Source organism: Roseimicrobium sp. ORNL1, from assembly GCF_011044495.1.
GTDB lineage: Bacteria > Verrucomicrobiota > Verrucomicrobiia > Verrucomicrobiales > Verrucomicrobiaceae > Roseimicrobium.
Map to the genome: position 1 here is coordinate 3,386,713 of NZ_CP049143.1, position 20,873 is coordinate 3,407,585.

Annotated in this window: 17 protein-coding genes; 15 read left to right on the top strand and 2 right to left on the bottom strand. The window is 59.3% G+C overall.

Annotation, left to right across the window (positions count from 1 at the left end):
- Positions 1–24 precede the first annotated feature (24 nt).
- From G5S37_RS13515 to G5S37_RS13535, 5 genes are all read left to right on the top strand, one after another.
- A complete protein-coding gene (locus G5S37_RS13515) occupies positions 25–2,418 on the top strand; it encodes a DUF1549 domain-containing protein (RefSeq protein WP_165204745.1) in 2,394 nt (797 codons plus the stop codon).
- Between the two features lie 57 nt (positions 2,419–2,475).
- Positions 2,476–3,963: a DUF1501 domain-containing protein gene (locus G5S37_RS13520; protein WP_165204747.1), complete on the top strand. Its 1,488-nt coding sequence runs from the start codon at positions 2,476–2,478 to the stop codon at positions 3,961–3,963.
- A 146-nt stretch (positions 3,964–4,109) separates the two neighbouring features.
- Positions 4,110–5,633, top strand: coding sequence for a sulfatase (locus G5S37_RS13525; protein WP_240914863.1), 1,524 nt, complete (start codon positions 4,110–4,112; stop codon positions 5,631–5,633).
- A gap of 243 nt (positions 5,634–5,876) precedes the next feature.
- Positions 5,877–8,975 carry a DUF1553 domain-containing protein gene (locus G5S37_RS13530; protein WP_206026439.1) on the top strand — a complete coding sequence of 1,033 codons (3,099 nt, stop codon included), beginning with the start codon at positions 5,877–5,879 and terminating at the stop codon, positions 8,973–8,975.
- A gap of 29 nt (positions 8,976–9,004) precedes the next feature.
- Positions 9,005–10,444 carry a DUF1501 domain-containing protein gene (locus tag G5S37_RS13535; RefSeq protein WP_165204753.1) on the top strand — a complete coding sequence of 480 codons (1,440 nt, stop codon included), beginning with the start codon at positions 9,005–9,007 and terminating at the stop codon, positions 10,442–10,444.
- A gap of 571 nt (positions 10,445–11,015) precedes the next feature.
- Here the strand turns inward: G5S37_RS13535 and G5S37_RS13540 are convergent.
- Complete coding sequence (locus G5S37_RS13540; protein WP_165204755.1) at positions 11,016–11,384, bottom strand: pentapeptide repeat-containing protein; 369 nt, start codon at positions 11,382–11,384, stop codon at positions 11,016–11,018.
- 43 nt (positions 11,385–11,427) lie between these two features.
- Positions 11,428–12,357: an AraC family transcriptional regulator gene (locus G5S37_RS13545; RefSeq protein WP_165204757.1), complete on the bottom strand. Its 930-nt coding sequence runs from the start codon at positions 12,355–12,357 to the stop codon at positions 11,428–11,430.
- Between the two features lie 170 nt (positions 12,358–12,527).
- On the opposite strand from G5S37_RS13545, the gene G5S37_RS13550 reads away from it, so the two are divergent.
- The 10 genes from G5S37_RS13550 (at position 12,528) to G5S37_RS13595 (ending at position 20,871) form a co-directional block, all read left to right on the top strand.
- Positions 12,528–13,571, top strand: coding sequence for a TIM barrel protein (locus G5S37_RS13550; protein ID WP_165204759.1), 1,044 nt, complete (start codon positions 12,528–12,530; stop codon positions 13,569–13,571).
- A gap of 56 nt (positions 13,572–13,627) precedes the next feature.
- On the top strand, positions 13,628–14,458 hold the full coding sequence (locus tag G5S37_RS13555; RefSeq protein ID WP_165204761.1) for an aldolase: 831 nt from the start codon (positions 13,628–13,630) through the stop codon (positions 14,456–14,458).
- Between the two features lie 41 nt (positions 14,459–14,499).
- A complete protein-coding gene (locus G5S37_RS13560) occupies positions 14,500–15,627 on the top strand; it encodes a Gfo/Idh/MocA family oxidoreductase (RefSeq protein ID WP_165204763.1) in 1,128 nt (375 codons plus the stop codon).
- Positions 15,624–16,451, top strand: coding sequence for an ATP-binding cassette domain-containing protein (locus tag G5S37_RS13565; protein ID WP_240914864.1), 828 nt, complete (start codon positions 15,624–15,626; stop codon positions 16,449–16,451). Before G5S37_RS13560 ends, G5S37_RS13565 begins: the two co-directional genes overlap by 4 nt.
- Positions 16,452–16,481: 30 nt before the next feature.
- On the top strand, positions 16,482–17,492 hold the full coding sequence (locus tag G5S37_RS13570; protein WP_165204765.1) for a carbohydrate kinase family protein: 1,011 nt from the start codon (positions 16,482–16,484) through the stop codon (positions 17,490–17,492).
- Complete coding sequence (locus G5S37_RS13575) at positions 17,473–18,891, top strand: FAD-linked oxidase C-terminal domain-containing protein (protein ID WP_165204767.1); 1,419 nt, start codon at positions 17,473–17,475, stop codon at positions 18,889–18,891. The genes G5S37_RS13570 and G5S37_RS13575 overlap by 20 nt, the downstream gene beginning before the upstream one ends.
- 11 nt (positions 18,892–18,902) lie before the next feature.
- Positions 18,903–19,040: a hypothetical protein gene (locus G5S37_RS13580; protein ID WP_165204769.1), complete on the top strand. Its 138-nt coding sequence runs from the start codon at positions 18,903–18,905 to the stop codon at positions 19,038–19,040.
- 2 nt (positions 19,041–19,042) lie between these two features.
- Positions 19,043–19,180, top strand: a complete 138-nt coding sequence (locus G5S37_RS13585; RefSeq protein ID WP_165204771.1) for a hypothetical protein — start codon at positions 19,043–19,045, stop codon at positions 19,178–19,180.
- Positions 19,177–20,520, top strand: coding sequence for a (Fe-S)-binding protein (locus G5S37_RS13590; RefSeq protein ID WP_165204773.1), 1,344 nt, complete (start codon positions 19,177–19,179; stop codon positions 20,518–20,520). The genes G5S37_RS13585 and G5S37_RS13590 overlap by 4 nt, the downstream gene beginning before the upstream one ends.
- Before the next feature lie 63 nt (positions 20,521–20,583).
- A complete protein-coding gene (locus G5S37_RS13595; RefSeq protein WP_165204775.1) occupies positions 20,584–20,871 on the top strand; it encodes a DUF4177 domain-containing protein in 288 nt (95 codons plus the stop codon).
- Positions 20,872–20,873 lie beyond the last annotated feature (2 nt).

The following is a 20,873-nucleotide window of genomic DNA, read 5'->3' on the forward strand; positions in this document are numbered from 1 at the left end:
CGTTTCGCAGCCCGGCCATCGTCTATGCGTTCTTCCTTTTACGTCCTTCTCTTCCTTCTTGCCCCGGTGGCATCGCTTCGCGCCGCCATTGATTTCTCCCACCAGATCGTGCCCGTGTTGCGTGAGCATTGCGCGGACTGCCACTTGGGTGACAAGAAGAAGGGTGGCTTCTCCATGAACACGCGGGCGGATCTGCTCGCGGGCTCGGAGAATGGCGAGGTGCTTACCCTTGGAAAAGCAGAAGGGCATCTGCTCATTGAAGTGCTCACCACGAAGGATAAGGACGCCCAGATGCCTCCCAAGGGACCGCGCGTGCCGGCGGAGAAGATTGCCCTGCTGCGCGAGTGGATTGCTGAAGGGGCTCCGTGGGAAGAAGGGTTCACCTTTGGGAAATCAGCGTACGAGCCGCCGCTGAAGCCCCGCCATCCCACGCTGCCACCGGTGGTGGATGGTTACGAGAATCCCATCGATCGCATTCTCGAGAAGTACCTCGTGGATCACAAGGTCTCGCGGCCGAAGCCACTCGATGACGCGGCTTTCATCCGCCGACTGACGATGGATCTGGTGGGTGTGTTACCGACGCCGGCCGAGGTGGATACATTTCTCAAGGACCAGAGCGCGGATAAACGTGCGCGTCTCATCAAGAGCACCCTTGAGCGGCGGGTGGATTACGCGGAGCACTGGCTCACCTTCTGGAATGACCTGCTGCGCAATGATTACGTGGGCACCGGGTACATCGATGGAGGACGCAAGCCCATCACGAACTGGCTCTACCAGGCCTTGGTGACGAACAAGCCGTATGATCAATTCGCCCGTGAGCTGCTCTCACCCACGCCGGAGTCGGAAGGCTTCATCTATGGCATCAAATGGCGCGGTGGGGTGAATGCCAGCCAGGTGCGGGAGGTGCAGTTTTCCCAGAGCATTTCGCAGGTGTTCCTCGGCATCAACATGAAGTGTGCTTCGTGTCATGACAGCTTCATTGACCGATGGAAACTCGACGAAGCCTACGGCCTCGCGGCGATTTATTCGGAACAGCCGCTGGAGATTAATCGTTGCGACAAGCCTACGGGCCGCATGGCGCAGGCGGCGTGGATCTTTCCTGAGCTCGGCAGCGTGGATGCGAAGGCGCCGCAACCGGAGCGTTTGAAACAGCTCGCCGGACTCATGACACATCCGGACAATGGACGCTTCACGCGTACCATTGTGAACCGTCTGTGGCATCGTCTCATGGGCCGCGGCATTGTGCATCCCGTGGATGCGATGGGTACCGAACCGTGGTCCGCAGATCTGCTGGACTACCTGGCGAGTCATCTGGTGGATCAGGAGTATGATTTGAAAGCTACGCTCGCGCTCATCGCGGGGTCACAGGCTTATCAATCCGAGTGTGCCACTGCCGCTGAGGCCAATGACAGCGGTCCTTATGTGTATCGTGGTCCCATTGCGAAGCGTCTCACGGCAGAGCAGTTCGTGGATGCGGTGTGGCAGATGACCGGGACCTCGCCCGCGGCAGCGCACAAGTCCGTGGTGCGTGGACAGCCGGTGGAGGGCGAAAAGCTCTCAGGGAAATGGATCTGGGCGCAAGCTTCCGCCAATGCGAAAGCAGGAGAGAAGCTGACTTTCCGCAAGGCGATTGACGTGAAGGAAGTGCCTGTGAGTGCGAGCGCGGCCATCTCAGTGGACAATGGCTACGAGATTTTCCTGAACGGCGCTTCAGTGGGGAAGGACGGCGATCTGAACACAGCCGAAGTGGTATCACTGGCCTCGTTGAAGCCTGGACGGAACTATGTGCTCGTGGTCGCGACGAATGCAGGCAATGCCCCCAACATGGCGGGCGTGTATTTTGAAGCCAGACTGACGTTTGCCGATGGAAGGAAGCAGACCATTGCCTCCGATGGATCTTGGGAGTGGTCGAGGGCCGTGCCCGACGCGAAGGGAAAATTTGCCAAGCCTCCGACCGACTGGCAACCTGCGCGTGTGGTGGGAGCGCAGGAAACGTGGGATGGATTTTCCAAGGGTATCACTCAGGCGCTGGGCCGTGCTTCCGCGAAGATGCCGGACCGTGTGCGGGCCTCCGTAGTGCAGAGTGACCTGCTGCAGCGCGCTCTGGGCCGGCCGAATCGCGAGCAGATCGTCACCGTGCGTCCTGAGAATCTCACTACGCTGGAGGCCATCGATCTTGCAAATGGCAGCATCCTCGCGGGACTGTTGAAGCGTGGTGCTGTGACGTTGTTGAAGGAGCAGCGGAGCGATACCAAGGGGGTGATCCGGGTGGTGTTTCGCAAGGCACTTTCGAGAGAGCCTACGGACGGTGAAGTCGCTGTTTTGACAGAAATCACTGGGAGACAGCCGACGCAGCAGAGTGTGGAGGACCTGCTCTGGGCGGTGCTCCTCCTTCCGGAGTTTCAGTTTGTGCGGTAAGATCTAATCCTGCCGTGAGTTTCTTCTCTTAACAGGCCAACGCCCACGCTTATGCCTATGCATCCCTCGGAATTTTATCCAGAAGCTGAAGGCCACCTTCTCACCCACTGCGGGAAGAAGGAAACGCGTCGCGCCTTCCTTAAAGCGTTGAGTGCCTCCAGCCTTGCGGCGCTCATGGCGAATGAGCCTCGTCTGCTCGGTGCGACCACTCCGGGCACGAAGCTGGTGCATCCCACGGCCAAGGCGGACTGCTGCATCCTGATTTGGATGGCAGGTGGCATGGCGGCGCCGGAGATGTGGGACCCGAAGCGGTACCTGCCGTTTGAGGTTGGATTGCCAGTGGAGAAAATTTTGAGCACGTTCCCTGCGATTCCCACCACGGTGGATGGCCTGAAAATCAGTCAAGGGTTGGAGCAATGCGCGAGCGTCATGGACCGCGCCACGCTCATCCGCTCGCATGTGCAGCCGGATCTGGGAAACATTCTGCACTCGAGGCATCAGTATCACTGGCACACGGGTTACGTGCCGCCACAGACAGTGGCCGCGCCGCACATCGGCGCGTGGATGGCGAAGGTGCTTGGACCGCGTAATCAGGTCATTCCGCCCTTCATTAACATTGGTCAACGCCTCGAGGGGGTGGGGGAACAGGAGGAACTGAAGGCCTTCACCACGGGTGGATTCTTCGGCGCGGAGTTTGGTCCGTTCAATCTGCCGTACCCAGAAGAGGCGGCGCGCTCGGTGAAGCCGCCAGAGGGCATGGAGCCGGGGCGTTTTGCGAATCGTTACAAGGCTTACCGCAAGCTCATTGATCAAAGTCCGCAGCGCGACTTCATGAGCGACTATCAGCAAGAGTCGATGCTGCGTAGCATGGACAGCGCCCAGCGGCTGCTGAGTTCCAAAGACAAAGATGCGTTTGACATTTCTCTGGAGAGCAAGGAGACGATTGCCTCCTATGGTGACGGCCGCTTTGGCCGTGGCTGCCTGCTGGCTCGTCGTCTCGCGGAGTCAGGCGCACGCTACATTGAGGTGACCACGGAGTACGTGCCCTTCCTTCACTGGGATACCCATGAGAATGGCCACGAAACGGTGAAGCGTCTCAAGGGCGAAGTGGATCGGCCCATTGCGCAACTCGTGAGGGATCTGGAAATGCGCGGCATGCTGGACCGCACGCTCGTGATCGTGGCCAGTGAGTTCAGCCGTGACATGATGATTGAAGGCGTGCCCGGTTCCGAGGCCAGGGACCAGAGCCGCGCGAAGACGGACAAGCTCCAGGAGATGAAACACTATGGGCTGCATCGCCACTTCACCGGTGGCACGTCGGTGGTGATGTTTGGTGGTGGCACCAAGAAGGGCTATGTCCACGGGGCCACTGCGGATGAGCGTCCGCTGGTGGCCGTGAAGGACCCTGTGAGCATCATGGACCTGCACGCCACGATTTTCACGGCGATGGGAATCAATCCGAAGACCGCGTATGATGTGGAGAAGCGCCCCTTTTACGCCACGGAGGATGGCCATGGGAAGCCGGTGATGGGTGTGTTTGCGTGAGGTGGACAAGGGGACATTCGCAATAGGGCGCGTTGCCCCTCAGTTTTCTGACTTTCCGTGCAAGTGGCACGGAAAGTCCTCGTTACCGTAGCTCACGCCCACGTCTGCTACTTCCCTTTGCTATGAGGTCCCTTTTTGCCCACGGTTTGGCCCTGTCATTCGCTCTGTTCGCATCGAGCGCAGCGGTCATTCACGCCGCTGACCGCGTCACGACTCCGAACGTCGTGCTCATCTTCTGCGATGACCTGGGCTATGCGGATATTGGTCCTTTCGGAGCGAAGGGGTACACCACTCCCAACCTCGATCGCCTCGCCAAGGAAGGGGTGCGCTTCACGAATTTCCACGTCAGTCAGGCCGTGTGCTCCGCGTCCCGTGCGGCGCTCATGACGGGTTGCTACAACAACCGCATTGGTATTCACGGTGCACTCGGGCCTAGCGCGCAGGTGGGCATCAGCAAGGATGAGATGACCATGGCGGAACTCTTCAAGCAGAAGGGATATGCCACCGGGATGGCGGGCAAGTGGCACCTGGGTGATGCCCAGCAGTTCCTGCCGGTGCATCATGGCTTCGATGAATATTACGGCCTGCCGTACTCGAATGACATGTGGCCGAATCATCCTGAGATGAAGGCAAACATCGCGAAGGCGGAGGCGAACGCAAAGAAGGCCAATGCCAAGAAGGCCGAAGAGCCGAAGAAGCGCAAGGGCTTCCCGCCACTCCCTATGATTGAAGGGGACAAGATTGTCGACCCCGAGGTGACCCCGGAGGACCAGGAGCAACTCACCACGCAATACACAGAACGCGCCGTGAAATTCATCGAGAAGAACAAGGACAAGCCCTTCTTCTACTACCTTGCGCACTCCATGCCGCACGTGCCGCTGTATGTGAGCAGCAAGTTCAAGGGCAAGTCTGAGCGCGGCATCTTCGGCGATGTCATCATGGAGATCGACTGGTCAGTGGGTGAGGTGATGAAGGCTCTCGAAAAGGCGGGTATTGAGAAGGACACCATCCTGATCTTCACGAGCGATAATGGGCCGTGGCTTTCCTACGGCACGCATGCTGGATCTGCGGGTTCGCTGAAGGAAGGCAAAGGCACCTCGTGGGAGGGCGGCATTCGTGTCCCTTTCATTGCTCGCTGGCCCGGCAAGATTCCGGCAGACTCCGAGTGCCGTGAGCCGGCCATGACAATCGACCTTTTTCCGACCATCGCGAAGACGATCAGTGCCTCGCTGCCGGAGCATAAGATTGATGGCCTGGACATCATGGAGATGCTGCAGAATCCGCGTGATGCGAAGTGCCCGCACCCCTTCTACTTCACGTACTACGCCAACAACCAGCTTCAGGCGGTGATGGGCGGGCAGTGGAAACTGGTGCTGCCGCACACCTACCGCACTCTGGGTGGCAGACCGGGCGGCGATGGTGGCAAGCCGGCGCCCTATACGAATGCCCAGGCGGAGCTCGCCCTGTACGACCTCTACAACGATGCCAGCGAAACCATGAATGTGGCGGACAAGCACCCTGACGTGGTGGCCCGGCTGCAGGGATATGCGGAGAGTGCTCGGGAGGACCTTGGCGATTCCCTGCACAAGAGGGCTGGCACGGGGGGCCGTGAACCGGGACGGCGGGCGCCGCAGAAGGTGCAGGGAAAAGCGGAGGCTGCAGGAAAGTAGGTCCGCCGGGCTCCGGTGGTCGGTGAGGACCACCTCGACAAGAAGCTCGACTCACTCGTCTGTGTCGATGAGCAGGGAATCCATCAAGGGCGCGCAAATATCACCGCCGAGGCTCGGCGGGCTACTTTCTCTTCCTGAAAGAAGACCGCACAAACTGGCTTTGAGAATGTCCAAATCACGCGTCCCCGCGTGATTTCCCTGCATCTCCGCATGCGCTTTGCACGAGCCAGCTTTCTCCATCTTGTGTCATTCGTCAGCCTTGCTGTTGCTGGCGCTGGGAACGTTTGCGCTGCCACGCCGGCGAAAGTGCAGTTCAATCGCGATGTCCGGCCCATCCTTTCGGACAAGTGCTTTCATTGCCATGGGTTCGACAGCAAGAAGCGCGAGGCCGGACTGCGACTGGATGTCCGGGAGGATGCCATCAAGGACAAGGCCATCACGCCGGGTGATCCGTTGAAGAGCGAGGCACTGGTGCGCATTTTGAGCGCGGATCCGGACGAGCACATGCCGCCACCGAAATCCAAGCTCGGCAGCCTCACGCCTGCGGAGGTGGAGATTCTGAAAAAGTGGATTGAGCAGGGCGCGGAATACGAGGCGCATTGGGCCTTCATCCCTATCCGGAAGCCGGAGATCGGAACGCGGGGTGATGGAAGCGCTTCGCCGATTGACGACATTGTCGGGAACGGACTCGCGGAACGTGGACTGAAGTTTCAGAAGGACGCCTCGCCGGAGACTTTGATTCGGCGGGTGAGTTTTGACCTCACCGGTCTGCCGCCGTCTCCCGCAGAGGTCACAGCATTCAAGACAGCCTATGCTGCGGAACCTGGGAAGGCGTATGCCTCACTGGTGGATCGCTTGCTCGCCTCACCGCAGTATGGGGAGCGCATGGCGGTGGATTGGCTGGATGTTTCCCGGTACTCCGACAGCTATGGCTTCCAGGTGGATCGTGAGCGGGATGTGTGGATGTGGCGCGACTGGGTGATCTCTGCCTTCAATCGGAACCTGCCCTTTGATCAGTTCGCGACATGGCAGATCGCTGGTGACCTCCTGCCGAATGCCACGGATGAGCAAGTCCTCGCCACGGCCTTCAACCGCTTGCATCAGCAGGAGAGCGAAGGTGGAAGTGTAGAGGAGGAGTATCGCGTGGAGTATGTGGCCGACCGCGTGCAGACCTTTGCGACGGCGTTCCTCGGTCTCACCTTCGAGTGTGCACGGTGCCACGATCACAAGTTCGACCCGATTTCGGTGAAGGACTACTATGGTTTGTTCTCCTTGTTTCAGAATGTCGATGAAGCGGGCCTGTACTCCTTCTTCACTTCATCCGCTCCGACACCGGCGCTCTCCCTGGTAGACAAAGCAGGGAAGAAGCAACTCGGTGAGCTGAAGGCACGTGTGGATGCATTGGAAAAGAAGACGGCGAGTATTCGCGAATCCCGTCGCAATGCCTTTGAAGCTTGGTTAAAAACGGAGGCTGCACAGCATGCGAGCAGTGCGGTTCCGGATGAGCTGGGGCGCTATCGTTTTGAAGTGCTTGCGGAAGGAAACACCCTGGCCAATGATCTGAAAGCGGATCAGCCCGCAAAGCTCAAGGGCGAGAACAAGCTGGCGCCAGGACATGAGGGACAGGCGCTTCTGTTCACGGGTGACGATGCGGTCAATCTGCCCTTTGGCAATTTCAAGCGAGAGGAGCCCTTCAGTGTGTCTCTGTGGATGCAGACACCTGATGAGAAGGACAGAGCTGTGGTGTTTCACCGCTCGCGTGCATGGACAGATGCCGCTAGTCGTGGGTATGAATTGCTCATCGAGGAGGGCAAGCTGAAGTGGTCCCTCATCCACTTCTGGCCGGGCAATGCGATTTCCATACGTGCGAGGGGTGCGCTTCCTGTGAAGCAGTGGGTGCACGTGACCGTGAGTTACGATGGCTCCAGCCGCGCCGATGGATTAAAACTCTATGTGAATGGCAAGCCTGCTGCAGTGGATGTCATTCGAGACGATCTCACCAGGGAAATCACGGGCGGTGGTGGTGACAACATCACGCTGGCAGAACGTTTCCGTGACCGGGGATTCAAGGGCGGGATGGTGGATGACTTCCGGGTGTTCAATCGTGAGGTGGGCGCGAAGGAAGCGGAGCATCTGCATTCAGACAAGGCGGAGGCGTCGCTCACCGATCGGGAATTGCTGCAGGAACGTTACTTCGCCACGGTGGACGAGGAGTGGAAGAAGCATCTCGAAGCGTTGAAGGTCGCGCGTGCGGCCCTATACCAGGCCCAGGATGCTCCAAGGGAAATCATGGTGATGCGTGAGCTGCCGCAGCCGAAGACGGCGTACGTACTTTTCCGTGGCGAGTACAATCAACGCCGCGATGTCGCACCGCCGTCCACGCCCTCTGCGGTGGCGCCCTTCAGCAAGCAGGCGCCGAAGAACCGGCTTGATCTTGCGAAGTGGCTCACGAGTGCGGAGAACCCGCTCTTCGCCCGCGTCATCGTGAATCGCATGTGGCAGGGACTCTTTGGACGCGGACTCGTGAAGACCTCGGAGGACTTCGGCAGTCAGGGAGAGCGTCCGCTTTATCCTGAGCTCCTGGACTGGTTGGCGTGGCGCTTCCGCAACAGCGGCTGGGATGTGAAGGACCTGATGAGGACCGTGGTCATGTCTCGCACGTACCGGCAGGATAGCTTCGGAGGTGTGCAGGTGATGACGGATGACCCGGAGAACACCTGGCTTGCTCGTGGTCCGCGTTTCCGCCTGCCTGCGGAGATGATTCGTGACAACGCGCTCGCCGCTTCCGGTCTGTTAAAACCGAAGGCCGGTGGACCACCGGTGCGACCCTATGAAATGACGGAAGCCTTCAAGCCAACCAAGGCCGATGCGGGTGATGACGCCTATCGCCGCAGCCTCTACACCGCGTGGCGCAGGACGAGTCCGCCGCCGGCCATGGTGGCCTTTGACGCGCCGCGGCGTGCGGTGTGCATTGCGAAGCGCGAGCGTACGGACTCACCGCTGCAAGCATTGATTCTCCTCAATGGCACGCAGTATGTGGAGGCAGCCCGGGTGCTCGGGGAAAAGCTTCATCGCGACGCGAAGGGCGGGGTGAAGCAGATGATCACTCAGGGATTCCTGGCATGTTTGAGCCGGGAACCGGATGCGAAGGAACTGGACATCCTCCAGCAACTCCACGCGGAGCAGCTCGCGCATTTCCGGCAGCATCCCACCGAAGCGGATGCGTTGCTGAAGCAGGGCAATGCGAAGCGTGATGAGGCCATTCCCGCGCCCGAAGCTGCAGCCGCCACGGTGCTGGCCCAGACGCTGATGAACCATGATGCCTGCGTGGTGAAACGATGATACACTCAGATACAGCAAACCATCCTGCCATGAATGCTGCTACGCTTTCTCGCCGCCAGATGCTCAATCGCTTCGGCATGGGCCTCGGCGGTATGGCGTTGGCGGAGATGCTCGGCAAGGAACAGGCCTTCGGCGCTTCATCGTCCACTACAGCGGTGGATCGTGGTGTGCTGGGCGGTACCCATTGGGCGCCCAAGGCGAAACGCATCATCTACCTCTTCATGTCTGGCGGTCCCTCGCATCTGGATCTCCTGGACTACAAGCCGGTGCTGAATCAAAGACACGGTGAGCAGCTTCCGGATTCCGTGCGCAGTGGACAGAGACTCACCGGGATGTCGGGGAATCAGTCGTCCATCCCGCTGGTCGGTTCTCCGTTCAAGTTCGCGCAGTACGGGCAATCGGGTGCGTGGTTCAGCGATTTGCTGCCGCACACCGCGAGCATCTCAGATGAACTGTGCGTGGTGCGCTCGATGTTCACAGAAAGTATTAATCACGGACCTGGCGTGACGTTCTTCCAGACGGGCAGCCAGATTGCCGGACGGCCCAGCATGGGGTCGTGGCTGAGTTATGGATTGGGGCAGGAGAATGCGAACCTGCCTTCCTTCGTAGTGCTCATCACGAAGGGAAAAGGAGGCCAGCCGCTTGGTTCGCACCTGTGGGGCAGCGGCTTCCTTCCCACGAAGCACCAGGGAGTGCTCTTCCGCGCGGCGAAGGACCCGGTGCTGTATCTCGGTAATCCCGATGGTGTCAGTGCTGAGACCCGCCGTCTCATGCTGGATCGCTTGAAGGACCTGCATGAGCACCAGTTCGCGGGCACGCCGGATGCGGAGATTCAGAACCGCATCGATCACTATGAAATGGCCTACCGCATGCAGACCAGCATCCCGGAGGTCTCTGATTTCTCAGATGAGCCGCAGCATGTGCTCGACTCCTATGGCCCGGATGTGAAGACGCCCGGCACCTTCGCCGCAAACTGCCTGCTCGCGCGTCGCCTTGCGGAGAAGGATGTGCGTTTCATCCAGCTCTACCATCAGGACTGGGATCATCATGGAGGGCTGCCAGGCGCGTTGCCGAAGCTGTGCAAAGAGACCGACCAGCCAGCTGCTGCTCTCGTGAAGGATCTGAAGCAGCGCGGACTGCTGGACGACACTCTCGTGGTGTGGGGCGGTGAATTCGGCCGCACCAACTACTGCCAGGGGAAGATTCAGCCGAATTTTGGCCGCGACCACCATCCTCGCTGCTTCAGTGTGTGGATGGCCGGGGGTGGTGTGAAGGCCGGCTCAGTCTACGGCGAGACCTGTGAGTTCGGCTACAACGTGGTGCGGGATGGCGTGCATATCCACGACTTCCACGCCACTCTGATGCACTTGCTGGGCATCGATCACGAACGGCTCACGTACAAGTTTCAGGGAAGACGCTATCGCCTTACGGATGTGCATGGGCATCTGGTGAAGGGGATGGTGGGGTAGCCATTGCTTCCGAGCATTACTTTTTTGCCTGAGGCGGTTTAAATGGGTCAGACCAAAACTCTCCCGATTCGGTGCTCGCGGAAATGCGAATGCCTGTGGTGTTTGAAAGTCTCGGGTGGTCAACCGGAACGAGAAGAAAATAGTCTGTGTCCGGGGCCAGTGCATAGGCAGTAGCGCCAGTGCCACAATACCCGACGGGAACTTTCTGCCACCCACCCTCAATCTGGACTTCGTAATCTGGGAAGCGCACGATGAACTTGCCCTCCTTGGATGGTGGATCGAAGCCCCAGAACTTCAACGGCTGTGGACCCGGATGGCGGAACGCGAATACCCCATAGAGAACGGTCGCGGGACGCTGCTCTTTGGTGCTGGGTTCAAAGGTCTTCGACTCTGTGCGAAGGAATCGAAAGGTGGTGGCGGTCAATTTGGCGGGCTCGTTTGCGGTCGCTTGTGACAACGAGGCAAAGAGCACTGTGAGGCTAAGCGCAATGCACTTCATCACCAGGCATGACGCTCGAGAGTGGAATTCTTTGTTTTTTTGGACAGACTTTTCCTGGCACTTGGACTTCTGCTACGAGGAAGCGTCACCTCCCGGCCAATGGCCTGGCACCTCGCCTTGCGAATAGCATTGACCTTGAACTGTTGCGCCTGTGAAGACTGCCCCGGTGAGGTCCGCATTGACGAAGTCGGCTCCATCGAGGGCCGCACCTGAAAAGTCTGCATCGCGGAGGTTGGCGTCTGTGAAGTCGCAGGTTTTGACGTTGGCGTGGACGAACTTCACCCCTTGCAGGTTTGCTCCACGGAAGTTTGCGTAGATGAAAGTGCGAGAGAAGTCAGATCCTGCCAAATTGGCTCCTTGTAGGTCATTGGTCATGTCGTCGAACTCTTCGTCGACGAAGTTACGTTCACCAGCCAGATAGCGTTGCAGTACGATGTCCATTTGAGTAAGGGCGATTATGAATGCACGAGATTGATGTGAGAAATCAACTTTTCGCTGCCCGCTTCCGATAATCTTTCGGATTGCACTTCATCGCGCTTCTGAAAACGCGGTTAAAATACGACAGGCTATTGAACCCATTTTCAAACGCAATTTCACCGACCGTGGCACTACCTGCCACCAACTCACGACAAGCGGAATCCAACCGCACGCGATTCACAAACGCGCTGAAGGGAGTGCCTGCGTGCTTACGAAACTGGCGTGCAAAGGTCGCCTTGCTCATGCCAGCGACTTTCAGCACATCGGACAGGGGCAGAGATTCGCGGAAGTGGTCGAGAATGTGGCGGATCGCGCGCTCGATGGCGGGCTGATGGGCGTGCAGGCCGGAGAGGTCGAAGGGGCGTTGCGAGAGACGCTGCCATTCACGGCGTGGAGCGCGGGCGAGGGTGGTGAAGAGTTGGAGGAGAAGGTGAAGCCGCATCATGCCTTCTTCCTTGGACATCTGTTCCGCGAGGGAGAGGGCTTTCTCCGCAGTCTGCCCGCTGAAGCGCACGCCGTAGGCGGAGAGTTTCCAGAGAGGTTTCAGCTCTTCCATTTCAGGAAGACCGAGGCTGAGGCCGATGGCTGTCGCGATGCTATGAGATTGGCTCTGACTCGATGGGAGATTCCACTGCACGGCATAGCCAGCGGAGCCGAGCAGTCCCTTCCAGAAATGCGGTACGTTCGGGCCGATGAGCACCACGTCCAGGGAATCAAAGGGACCAATGTGGTCGCCGACGAACCGTGTGCCGCTGCCGCGCTGAGTGATGGAAAGTTCCATCTCCGGGTGGTAGTGCCAGCGCTCGCCTGCTCCCTGAAACTTCACGCGACGGCGGGGAGAGAGGACGGACTCCACATCTCGCACGTTGTCCTTCCACCGCAGCAGGCGGAAGGACTGGCGGGCATCGAGATGGATCGCTTCGCGCTGGAGGTCCATGCGTCATCGTCTCACGATTTGACCGCGAAGTCGAGCATGAGTGAGACGATTGTACAATTTTATGAGCCGCCACACGGAGAATCAAGGGGAGGTGCTGGTGTTTACTGCACCTGTATTTCACGAACTGTCATCACTCCTTCACTCACTCTTCCCATTCCATTCATTCACCCATGAGCACGCCTACCACCTACCGCTTCTCCTTTGGTCCCTGGAACATCTCCGAAGGAGGTGACCCCTTCGGTCCGATTGTCCGCGCAGAGTACCCCCACGAGGCCAAGTACGCACTGTACAAGCCACTCGGGTTCGATGGCGTGCAGTTTCATGATGACGATGTCGTGCCGGGTATGGATGACCTCTCGCCAGACCAGATTTCCAAGAAGGCCGGTGAAGTAAAAGCCATGCTGGGTAATCAGGGACTCACCCCGGAATTCGTTGCGCCGCGTCTGTGGTTCGCGGATGCCACGGTGGATGGCGGCTACACCTCCAACAGCGCGGCAGACCGTCAGTACGCCTGGGACCGCACCCAGAAGTGCATCGACATCGCCAACGCGGTGGGCAGCAAGGCCGTCGTCCTTTGGTTGGCGCGCGAAGGCAGCTACATCCGCGAGAGCAAGAATGCCCGCGTGGCCTATGACCGCCTGCTCGAAACCATCAACAAGATGCTCGACTATGACAAGAACATCGAAATCTGGATCGAGCCCAAGCCGAATGAACCCACCGACCAGGCGTATGTGCCGACCATCGGCCACGCGATTGCGCTGGCGTATGCCTCGAAGGACTCGAAGCGCGTGAAAGGACTCATTGAAACGGCGCACGCGCTGCTCGCTGGTCTGGATCCTTCGGATGAGATGGCTTTCGCCCTGGCGCATGACAAGCTGGGCAGCGTACATCTCAATGACCAGAACGGCCTGAAGTACGACCAGGACAAGAACTTCGGCGCGGCGAACCTCCGTGCGGCCTTCAACCAGGTGCGCGTGCTGGAGGAGAATGGCTACGGCTCGAAGGGCGAATTCATCGGTCTTGATGTGAAGGCCATGCGCACGCAGAAGGGTTCGCCCGTGACCGCCCACCTCGCGAACAGCCGCACCATCTTCCTCCACCTCGTGGACAAGGTGCGCAGCTACGACCGCAAGCTGGAACAGCAGTACATCGAGGCCCGTGACTATGAGGCGCTTGAGCTTTTTGTGCTCAATCACCTGATGGGAGTGAAGTAAAGGGAGCTGCGCATTGACAGCACCGTCCGCCTTTCCAGCATAGAAAACCCATTCCAATGAAGTCTTTTCGCCTCAATCGCCTCTTCAACGCCAAGTCCGGCCGCTGCTTTGACGTCGCCGTGGACCACGGTTTCTTCAATCAGCCCGGCTTCCTCCAGGGCATCGAGTCCATGCCCAAGGTCATCAAGACCCTCGTGGATGCCGCTCCGGATGCCATCCAGCTCACCGTGGGGCAGGCACGTCACCTGCAGGAGATTCCCGGGCGTGAGAAGCCTTCGCTGGTGCTGCGTACGGACGTGGCAAACATCTACGGCAAGGAACTGCCAGCCTCCCGCTTCAGTCTCGTGATCGAGGAGACAATGCTGCAGGCGGTGCGTTTCGATGCGGCGTGCGTGTGCGTGAATCTCTTCCAGATTCCCGGCGCGCCGGAGGTGCACGAGCAGTGCGTGGAGAACATCCTGAAGCTCAAGCCGCAGGCGGACTACTACGGCATGCCCATGATGGTGGAGCCGCTCGTCTTCCAGCCGAATGAAAAAGCCGGTGGCTACATGGTGAATGGCGATGTGGTGCAGATCATGCACCTCGTACGCCAGGCCGTGGAACTCGGGGCGGACATCATCAAGGCGGATCCGACCGACGACGTGTCCCTTTACAATCAGGTGGTGGAGACCGCCGGTGGCATCCCTGTGCTGGTACGTGGTGGTGGCCGCGTGAGCGACCGTGAGATCCTTGAGCGTACCCAGGGCCTGCTAAAGCAAGGCGCGGCGGGCATTGTGTACGGACGCAACATCATCCAGCACCCAAATCCGAAGGGCATCACCCGTGCTCTCATGGCCATGGTGCATGACAACGGCAGCGTGGATGACGCGCTGAAGCTCATCGCCTAGTTCGATACCTTCGCTCCATTCATCATCCTTCCTCACATACGATGAAATCTGTCGGTATCGGCATTATTGGTGGCGGCCTCATGGGCCGTGAAATGGCCAGCGCCTTTGGTCGTTGGTGCGCCCTCACGGACGTGGAGGTGAAGCCTGAACTCGTCGCCGTGGCGGACGTGGTGGAAGACGTGCGGAACTGGTTCCAGCGCATCCCTTCCTGCACGCAGCTCACGGGCGACTACAAGGAACTGCTCGCGAATCCCGCCGTGGACGTGGTGTACGTGGCCGTGCCGCACAACCTGCATGAGCGCATCTATATTGATGTGCTGGAAGCGGGGAAGGATCTCTTTGCGGAGAAGCCCTTCGGCTTTGACCTGAGCGCGGCGAAGAACATCGCGGCTGCCGTGAAGAAGACGGGCCGCTATACACGTTGCAGCTCGGAGTTTCCCTTCTTCCCCGGCGCGCAGCGTGTGGTGCAGGCGGTGAAGGCTGCCAAGTTCGGTCGAGTGCTGGAGGTCGTGTCCGGCTTCCATCACAGCAGTGACCTGGATGCGACAAAGCCTGCGAACTGGAAACGCTTCAGCCGCACCTGCGGTGAAATCGGCGTGCTCGGTGACCTCGGCATGCATGCGTGCCATCTGCCCCTGCGCTTCGGCTGGAAGCCCAAGTCGCTCTTTGCCCAACTTCAGAAAGGCTATCCCCAGCGTCCTGATGGCAAAGGCGGCATGGCCGATTGCGATACGTGGGACAATGCCGTGCTGCATACGTGGGCTGACATCGGTGGGCAGGAGGCCCCGCTGCGTCTGGAAATGAAGCGGCTCGCTCCTGGAGAGACGAATACCTGGTTCATCGAAGTGCTCGGCACTGAGGGTGGCGTGCGCTACTCCACGAAGCACCCCAAGACCTTGTGGGTCTTCGAAGGTGGCAAGGAGCAGTACTGGAAGCAGACGGATCTCGGATTCGGTACGCCGTTCAAGGCGGTGACCGGTGGCATCTTCGAGCCGGGCTTTCCTGATGTGATTCAGCAGATGTGGGCCGCGTTCCTCATGGAGCGTGAAGGGAAGCTGGGTGACCGCTTCGGCTGCGCCACGGTGGAGGAGGCGGTGGCTTCGCAGGAAATCTTCGCCGCCGCGCTGGAATCGCAGAAGACCGGCACGGCCGTGAAGCTCTCGCTGTGAGCACCACCAATACCATGGCGGATTCAAACAACGCGACCGTCCTGAGCATCTCCGGTCTGCGCTACGAGCGCAACGACCGGAAGATTCTCAAGGGCGTGGACTGGCGGGTCGGGGCAGGGGAGCACTGGGTGATTCTTGGTCCAAATGGATGTGGGAAAACCTCTCTCATCAACTGCCTCACCGGTTATGAGATGTCCACCGCTGGCGATATCATGGTGGATGGCGCAGAGTTTGGCCGCACCGACTGGCGCGAAGTGCGCAAGCGGGTGGGCCTGGTGACCAGTACGCTCACGTTCTATCTTGAGCCCGGTGAGCCTGTGCTGGATGCCGTGGCCAGTGGTCGCGAGGCCATGCTGAATCTGGTGGGCGAGGTGAGCGCGGAGGTGCGTGCTGAGGCGCGTGCACTGCTGGAGAGGATTGGTTGCGGCTACCTTGCAGACTCATTTTGGGGTGTGCTTTCCCAAGGAGAGCGACAGAAGATTCTCATCTGCCGCGCGCTCATGTCGAAGTACCATGTACTTATCCTTGATGAGCCTTGTGCTGGTCTCGACCCCGTGGCACGTGAGCATTTCCTCGGGTGGCTGCAGCAGCTTGCCACCGCACCGGGAGCACCCTCCATGGTACTGGTGACGCACCATGTGGAGGAGATCCTGCCGTGCTTCACGCATGTGCTCGTGCTGAAGCAGGGGGCCGTGCTCGCTGCCGGCACGAAACAAGATGTACTTACCAGCGAGCGCTTGAGCGAGGCTTATGGTGCACCTCTCAGCTTGGAAGCGAGTGGTGACCGGTATCGACTGACTCTGCTCAGTTCATCGTCTCGCTGATATCTAGCTGCTAAACTTTTATTTCCCCTCATGCGCACCGGAATTCTCGCCGCGGGCAATTTCATCATCGATTACGTGAAGATCATCGACGCGTGGCCGGAGCAGGACATGCTCTCGAGCATCCGCTCGGAAACTTCCAGCAATGGGGGCGGCCCGTACAATGTGCTGAAGGATCTCGCGGCGATGGGTGCGAGCTATCCACTGGAGGCCTGTGGTCTGGTGGGTGATGATGCCAATGGTGCGTGGATCCAGCAGGACTGCGCGAAGGCGGGCATCAATACACGACAGCTTCATCATACGGCGAATGCGCCCACGAGCTATACGGACGCCATGACGGTGGCGTCCACGGGCAGGCGTACCTTCTTCCACCAGCGTGGGGCGAATGCGCATTTCAATGAAACGCATGTGAACTTCGCTGACACGAACGCGAAGCACTTCCATCTTGGCTATCTCATGCTGCTGGATGCGATGGACAGTTTTGTGAGCGGTGGGCGCACTCGTGCTTCGCTCGCACTGGAAGCGGCGAAAAACGCTGGGCTCACCACCTCCGTGGATATTGTCAGCACGGAGAATCCGCAGTTCCGTGAGATCGCGGAGAGTGCACTGCCCTACACGGATGTGCTGATCATCAACGAGATTGAGGCTGGCAAGGTGGCGGGCATGACTCTGAAGAATGGTGATACGGTGGATGTGGAGGGCTGCGTGACTGCGGCCCGGGCCCTGTTGGACCGCGGGGTATTGCAGCAGGTGGTCATTCACTTTGTGGAGGGCGGCGTGGTTGTTTCCAAAGACGGCACGGTCACGAAGCAGACCTCATTGAAGGTTCCCTCGGGGTTCATCGTGGGCGCCACGGGCGCAGGTGATGCCTTTGCCGCTGGTTATTTGCATGGATGGCATGAACAATGGGACGTTTCTCGCTGTCTGAAGACTGCCGTATGCACTGCTGCCGCGTGTCTCACGCATGCCACGCCCTCGCTGGGTTTGCGCTCCGTGGAAGAATGCCTGAACCTTGGTGAAGCTTATGGCTACCGCAGTCTCTAGCGCTCCCGCCTCCGCGAATCCGCTGCCTGCGACTGTGCTTGCAGAATTGCAAGGCATCGTCGGCGCAGAGGCTGTGCTCACCGCGGATGAGGATCTCATCCCGTACAGCTTCGATGGCACAGCGGCGCTGAAGCACCGGCCGGCATGTGTCGTGTTTCCTCGCAGCACCGAGGAAGTGTCTGCTTGTGTGAAATTAGCGGCCCGGGTTGGCCGACCGGTCGTGACCCGTGGCAGTGGCACCGGCTTGAGCGGCGGCAGCGTGCCGTTGGGTGGCTGCATCGTGCTGTGCATGGTGAAGCTCGATCGCATCCTCGAGCTGGATCAAAAGAATCTCACCATGCGCGTGCAGTGTGGCGTGATCACGAAGGAGATCGATGATGCCGCCGGGAAACACGGGCTCTTCTATCCACCGGATCCGGGTTCGATGAAGATCAGCACCATTGGCGGGAATGTCGCGGAGAATAGCGGCGGCCTGCGTGGGCTGAAGTATGGCGTGACGCGCGACTACATCATGGGCATGACTGTCGTCTTGCCAGATGGCGAGATTTCCCGCCTGGGAAACAAGTGCGTGAAGGATGTGGCGGGCTACTCGCTGAAGGATCTTTTCATCGGCAGTGAAGGCACGCTGGGCATCATCACAGAAGTCCTGCTCAAGCTTCTTCCGCGTCCGGCAGCGCGGCGCACGATGCTGGCCATGTATGACTCCATGGAAGCGGCGGCGGAGACCGTGAGCGCCATCATCGCGGCACGCATCATTCCCTGCACATTGGAGTTTCTAGATCGCATGACGGTGCAGTGTGTGGAGGACTACGCGCGTATCGGTCTGCCCACGGATGTGGAGGCTCTCCTGCTGATGGAGACCGATGGTCATCCTGCTGCCGTGGAGGATGAAGCATCGCGCATGATGGAGATCGCACGCACGCACGGCGCTCGCGAAGTGAAGATGGCTGCGGATGATGCCGAGGGTGCCCGTCTCGCGTCCGCGCGTCGCAATGCCTTCTCCGCACTCGCTCGGGTGAAACCCACCACCATCCTGGAGGATGTCACCGTGCCCCGCAGCGAACTGGCGCGCATGGTGAAGTTCATCAATGCCACCGCGGCGAAGCATCGCCTGCTCATCGGTACCTTTGGTCACATGGGCGATGGGAATCTGCATCCTACCTTCCTGACGAATGAGAAGGACACCGAGGAGATGCATCGGGTGGAACTGGCGCTGCAGGAGATTGTCGATGAGACACTTGCAGTAGGCGGCACGGTCACGGGTGAGCACGGGGTAGGGCTGGCGAAGAAGGCCTTCCTCCGACAGCAGTTTGGCGATGTGAGCTATACACTGCTGCAAAAGGTAAAAAGGGCTCTGGACCCAAGCGGGCTCTTGAACCCGGGGAAGATTTTTGATTAAGATGACTGCCCATGAACCCGTCCAATGCACGCATCCTCATGATGGCTGGTCTTGCCGTGGTGTTGTTGCTCATCGTGTCCCTGGGTCTTGCCTGGCTCTTGTGGGGTGGTCTACCCAGCTTCGAAGTGAAAGGTTTTTGGTGGAACTGATCATGAACTCGCGTCTTCTCCTCGTTGTTGGATTGTGCCTGGTGGCGGTGTTGTTCTGCGCTCTTGGAGCCGGGGTGCTGGCTACACGCGCGCCGGGAGTCACGCCGGAGTTTCAGGTGTTTGCCGTGGATATCGAATGAGTGCGGAACAGGCGGGGACACAGCAGCGGGCTGGGAAGCTATTGCTCAAGGAACTGGATTACTCCGTCCTGCAGCAGTGCATGCACTGTGGCATGTGCCTGCCCACATGTCCCACGTACATGGAGACGAAGCGCGAGCGGAACAGTCCGCGCGGTCGCATCTCCCTCATGCGTGCTATTGCCGATGATGAAGCGACGGTCAGCAAATCCTTCGCGGATGAGATGTACTACTGCCTGGGCTGCCTGGCCTGCCAGACAGCGTGTCCGGCTGGGGTGAACTACGTGGAGCTCTTCGAGACTGCACGTGCGGACATCGAGAACACCGGCGCTGCAGGCCACGGTCAGCGCGACTTCTGGCGCTGGCTAACTCTGGAGGTGCTCTTCATGAAGCCGCGGCTCTTGCGCTTTGTGGGCATGCTCATGCGCTGGTATCAGCAGAGCGGGGCAGAGACTTTTGTGCGGAAGTTCGGACTCACCCGACTGGCTCCCAAGAGCCTGCGTGATCTGGAACCGCAATCACCACGCATCGCGCCGGAGTTTTCTGATGCCATCATCAACACGGTCGAGCTGCCGCAGGGCACGCGCCGCTATCGCGTGGGCATGCTCACCGGCTGCATGCAGGATCTGGTCTTTCCCGATGTCAACCGTGCCACGGTGGATGTGCTGCTGGCCAATGGATGCGAAGTGGTGACGCCTCGTGTGCAATCCTGCTGCGGCTCACTCCACGGACACAACGGCGCCACGCATCTGGCGAAGGAACTCGCGAGACGTCAGCTCGATACATTCGAGATAGAGTCGCTCGATGCCATCATCACCAATGCAGGAGGCTGTGGTTCGCATCTCAAGCATTACGGTCACCTGCTGCACGATGATCCTGACTATGCCGCGCGTGCTGCCTTGTGGGACACGAAAGTGAAAGACATCCACGAGTGGTTGGTACAGATCGGCTTCCGCAAGCCGCAGGCCGGGGTGGAGATTCCGGAAGTCACGTACCATGAATCCTGCCATCTGTGCCATGGGCAGAAGGTGGTGAGCCAGCCGCGCGCAGTGCTCAATGCCATTCCCGGCTTGAAGGTAGTGGAACTGCCGGAGAGCAACTGGTGCTGCGGCAGTGCCGGCATCTACAACATCACCCAGCCGGAGCAATCCGCGAAGTTGCTGGAGCGCAAGCTGGACAACATCGCGCAGACCGGCGCATGCGCAGTGGCGACGTCTAATCCTGGCTGTCACTTGCAGATCGCTTACGGGTTGAAGAATCGCGTGCAGGCCATGTGCCGGACCGTGACACAGCCGGTGACGTTGCTGGCGGAGGCGTATCGGCGGGAGAGTCCGCCTCAGTGAAGCAACCACACAGGGGCTGTGCGGTTATCAATAGTTCGGTCAACCATCAAACCCACTCGTTCCATGAAAGTCAGATTACGCAACACTGTCCTCGCCGCCACTGCAGGCATTATCTTGATGAGCGGTTGTCGGGAGTCTGCTCGTGATTCCGTCCTTGTCGATGGTCTCCCTGCTGCCGCATGGGAATACAAAGTCATTGAAAGTGACTACGGAAACAAGATGGAGGCGGAGCTGAATAGATTAGCCAAGGAAGGCTGGTTTGTGATTGGCTTTGTGGACCACGCAAATCCAAATGATCACCACGCGGCTGCGTTGCTCAAACGACCCATCCATGAAGCCAAGAACCCCTAGCA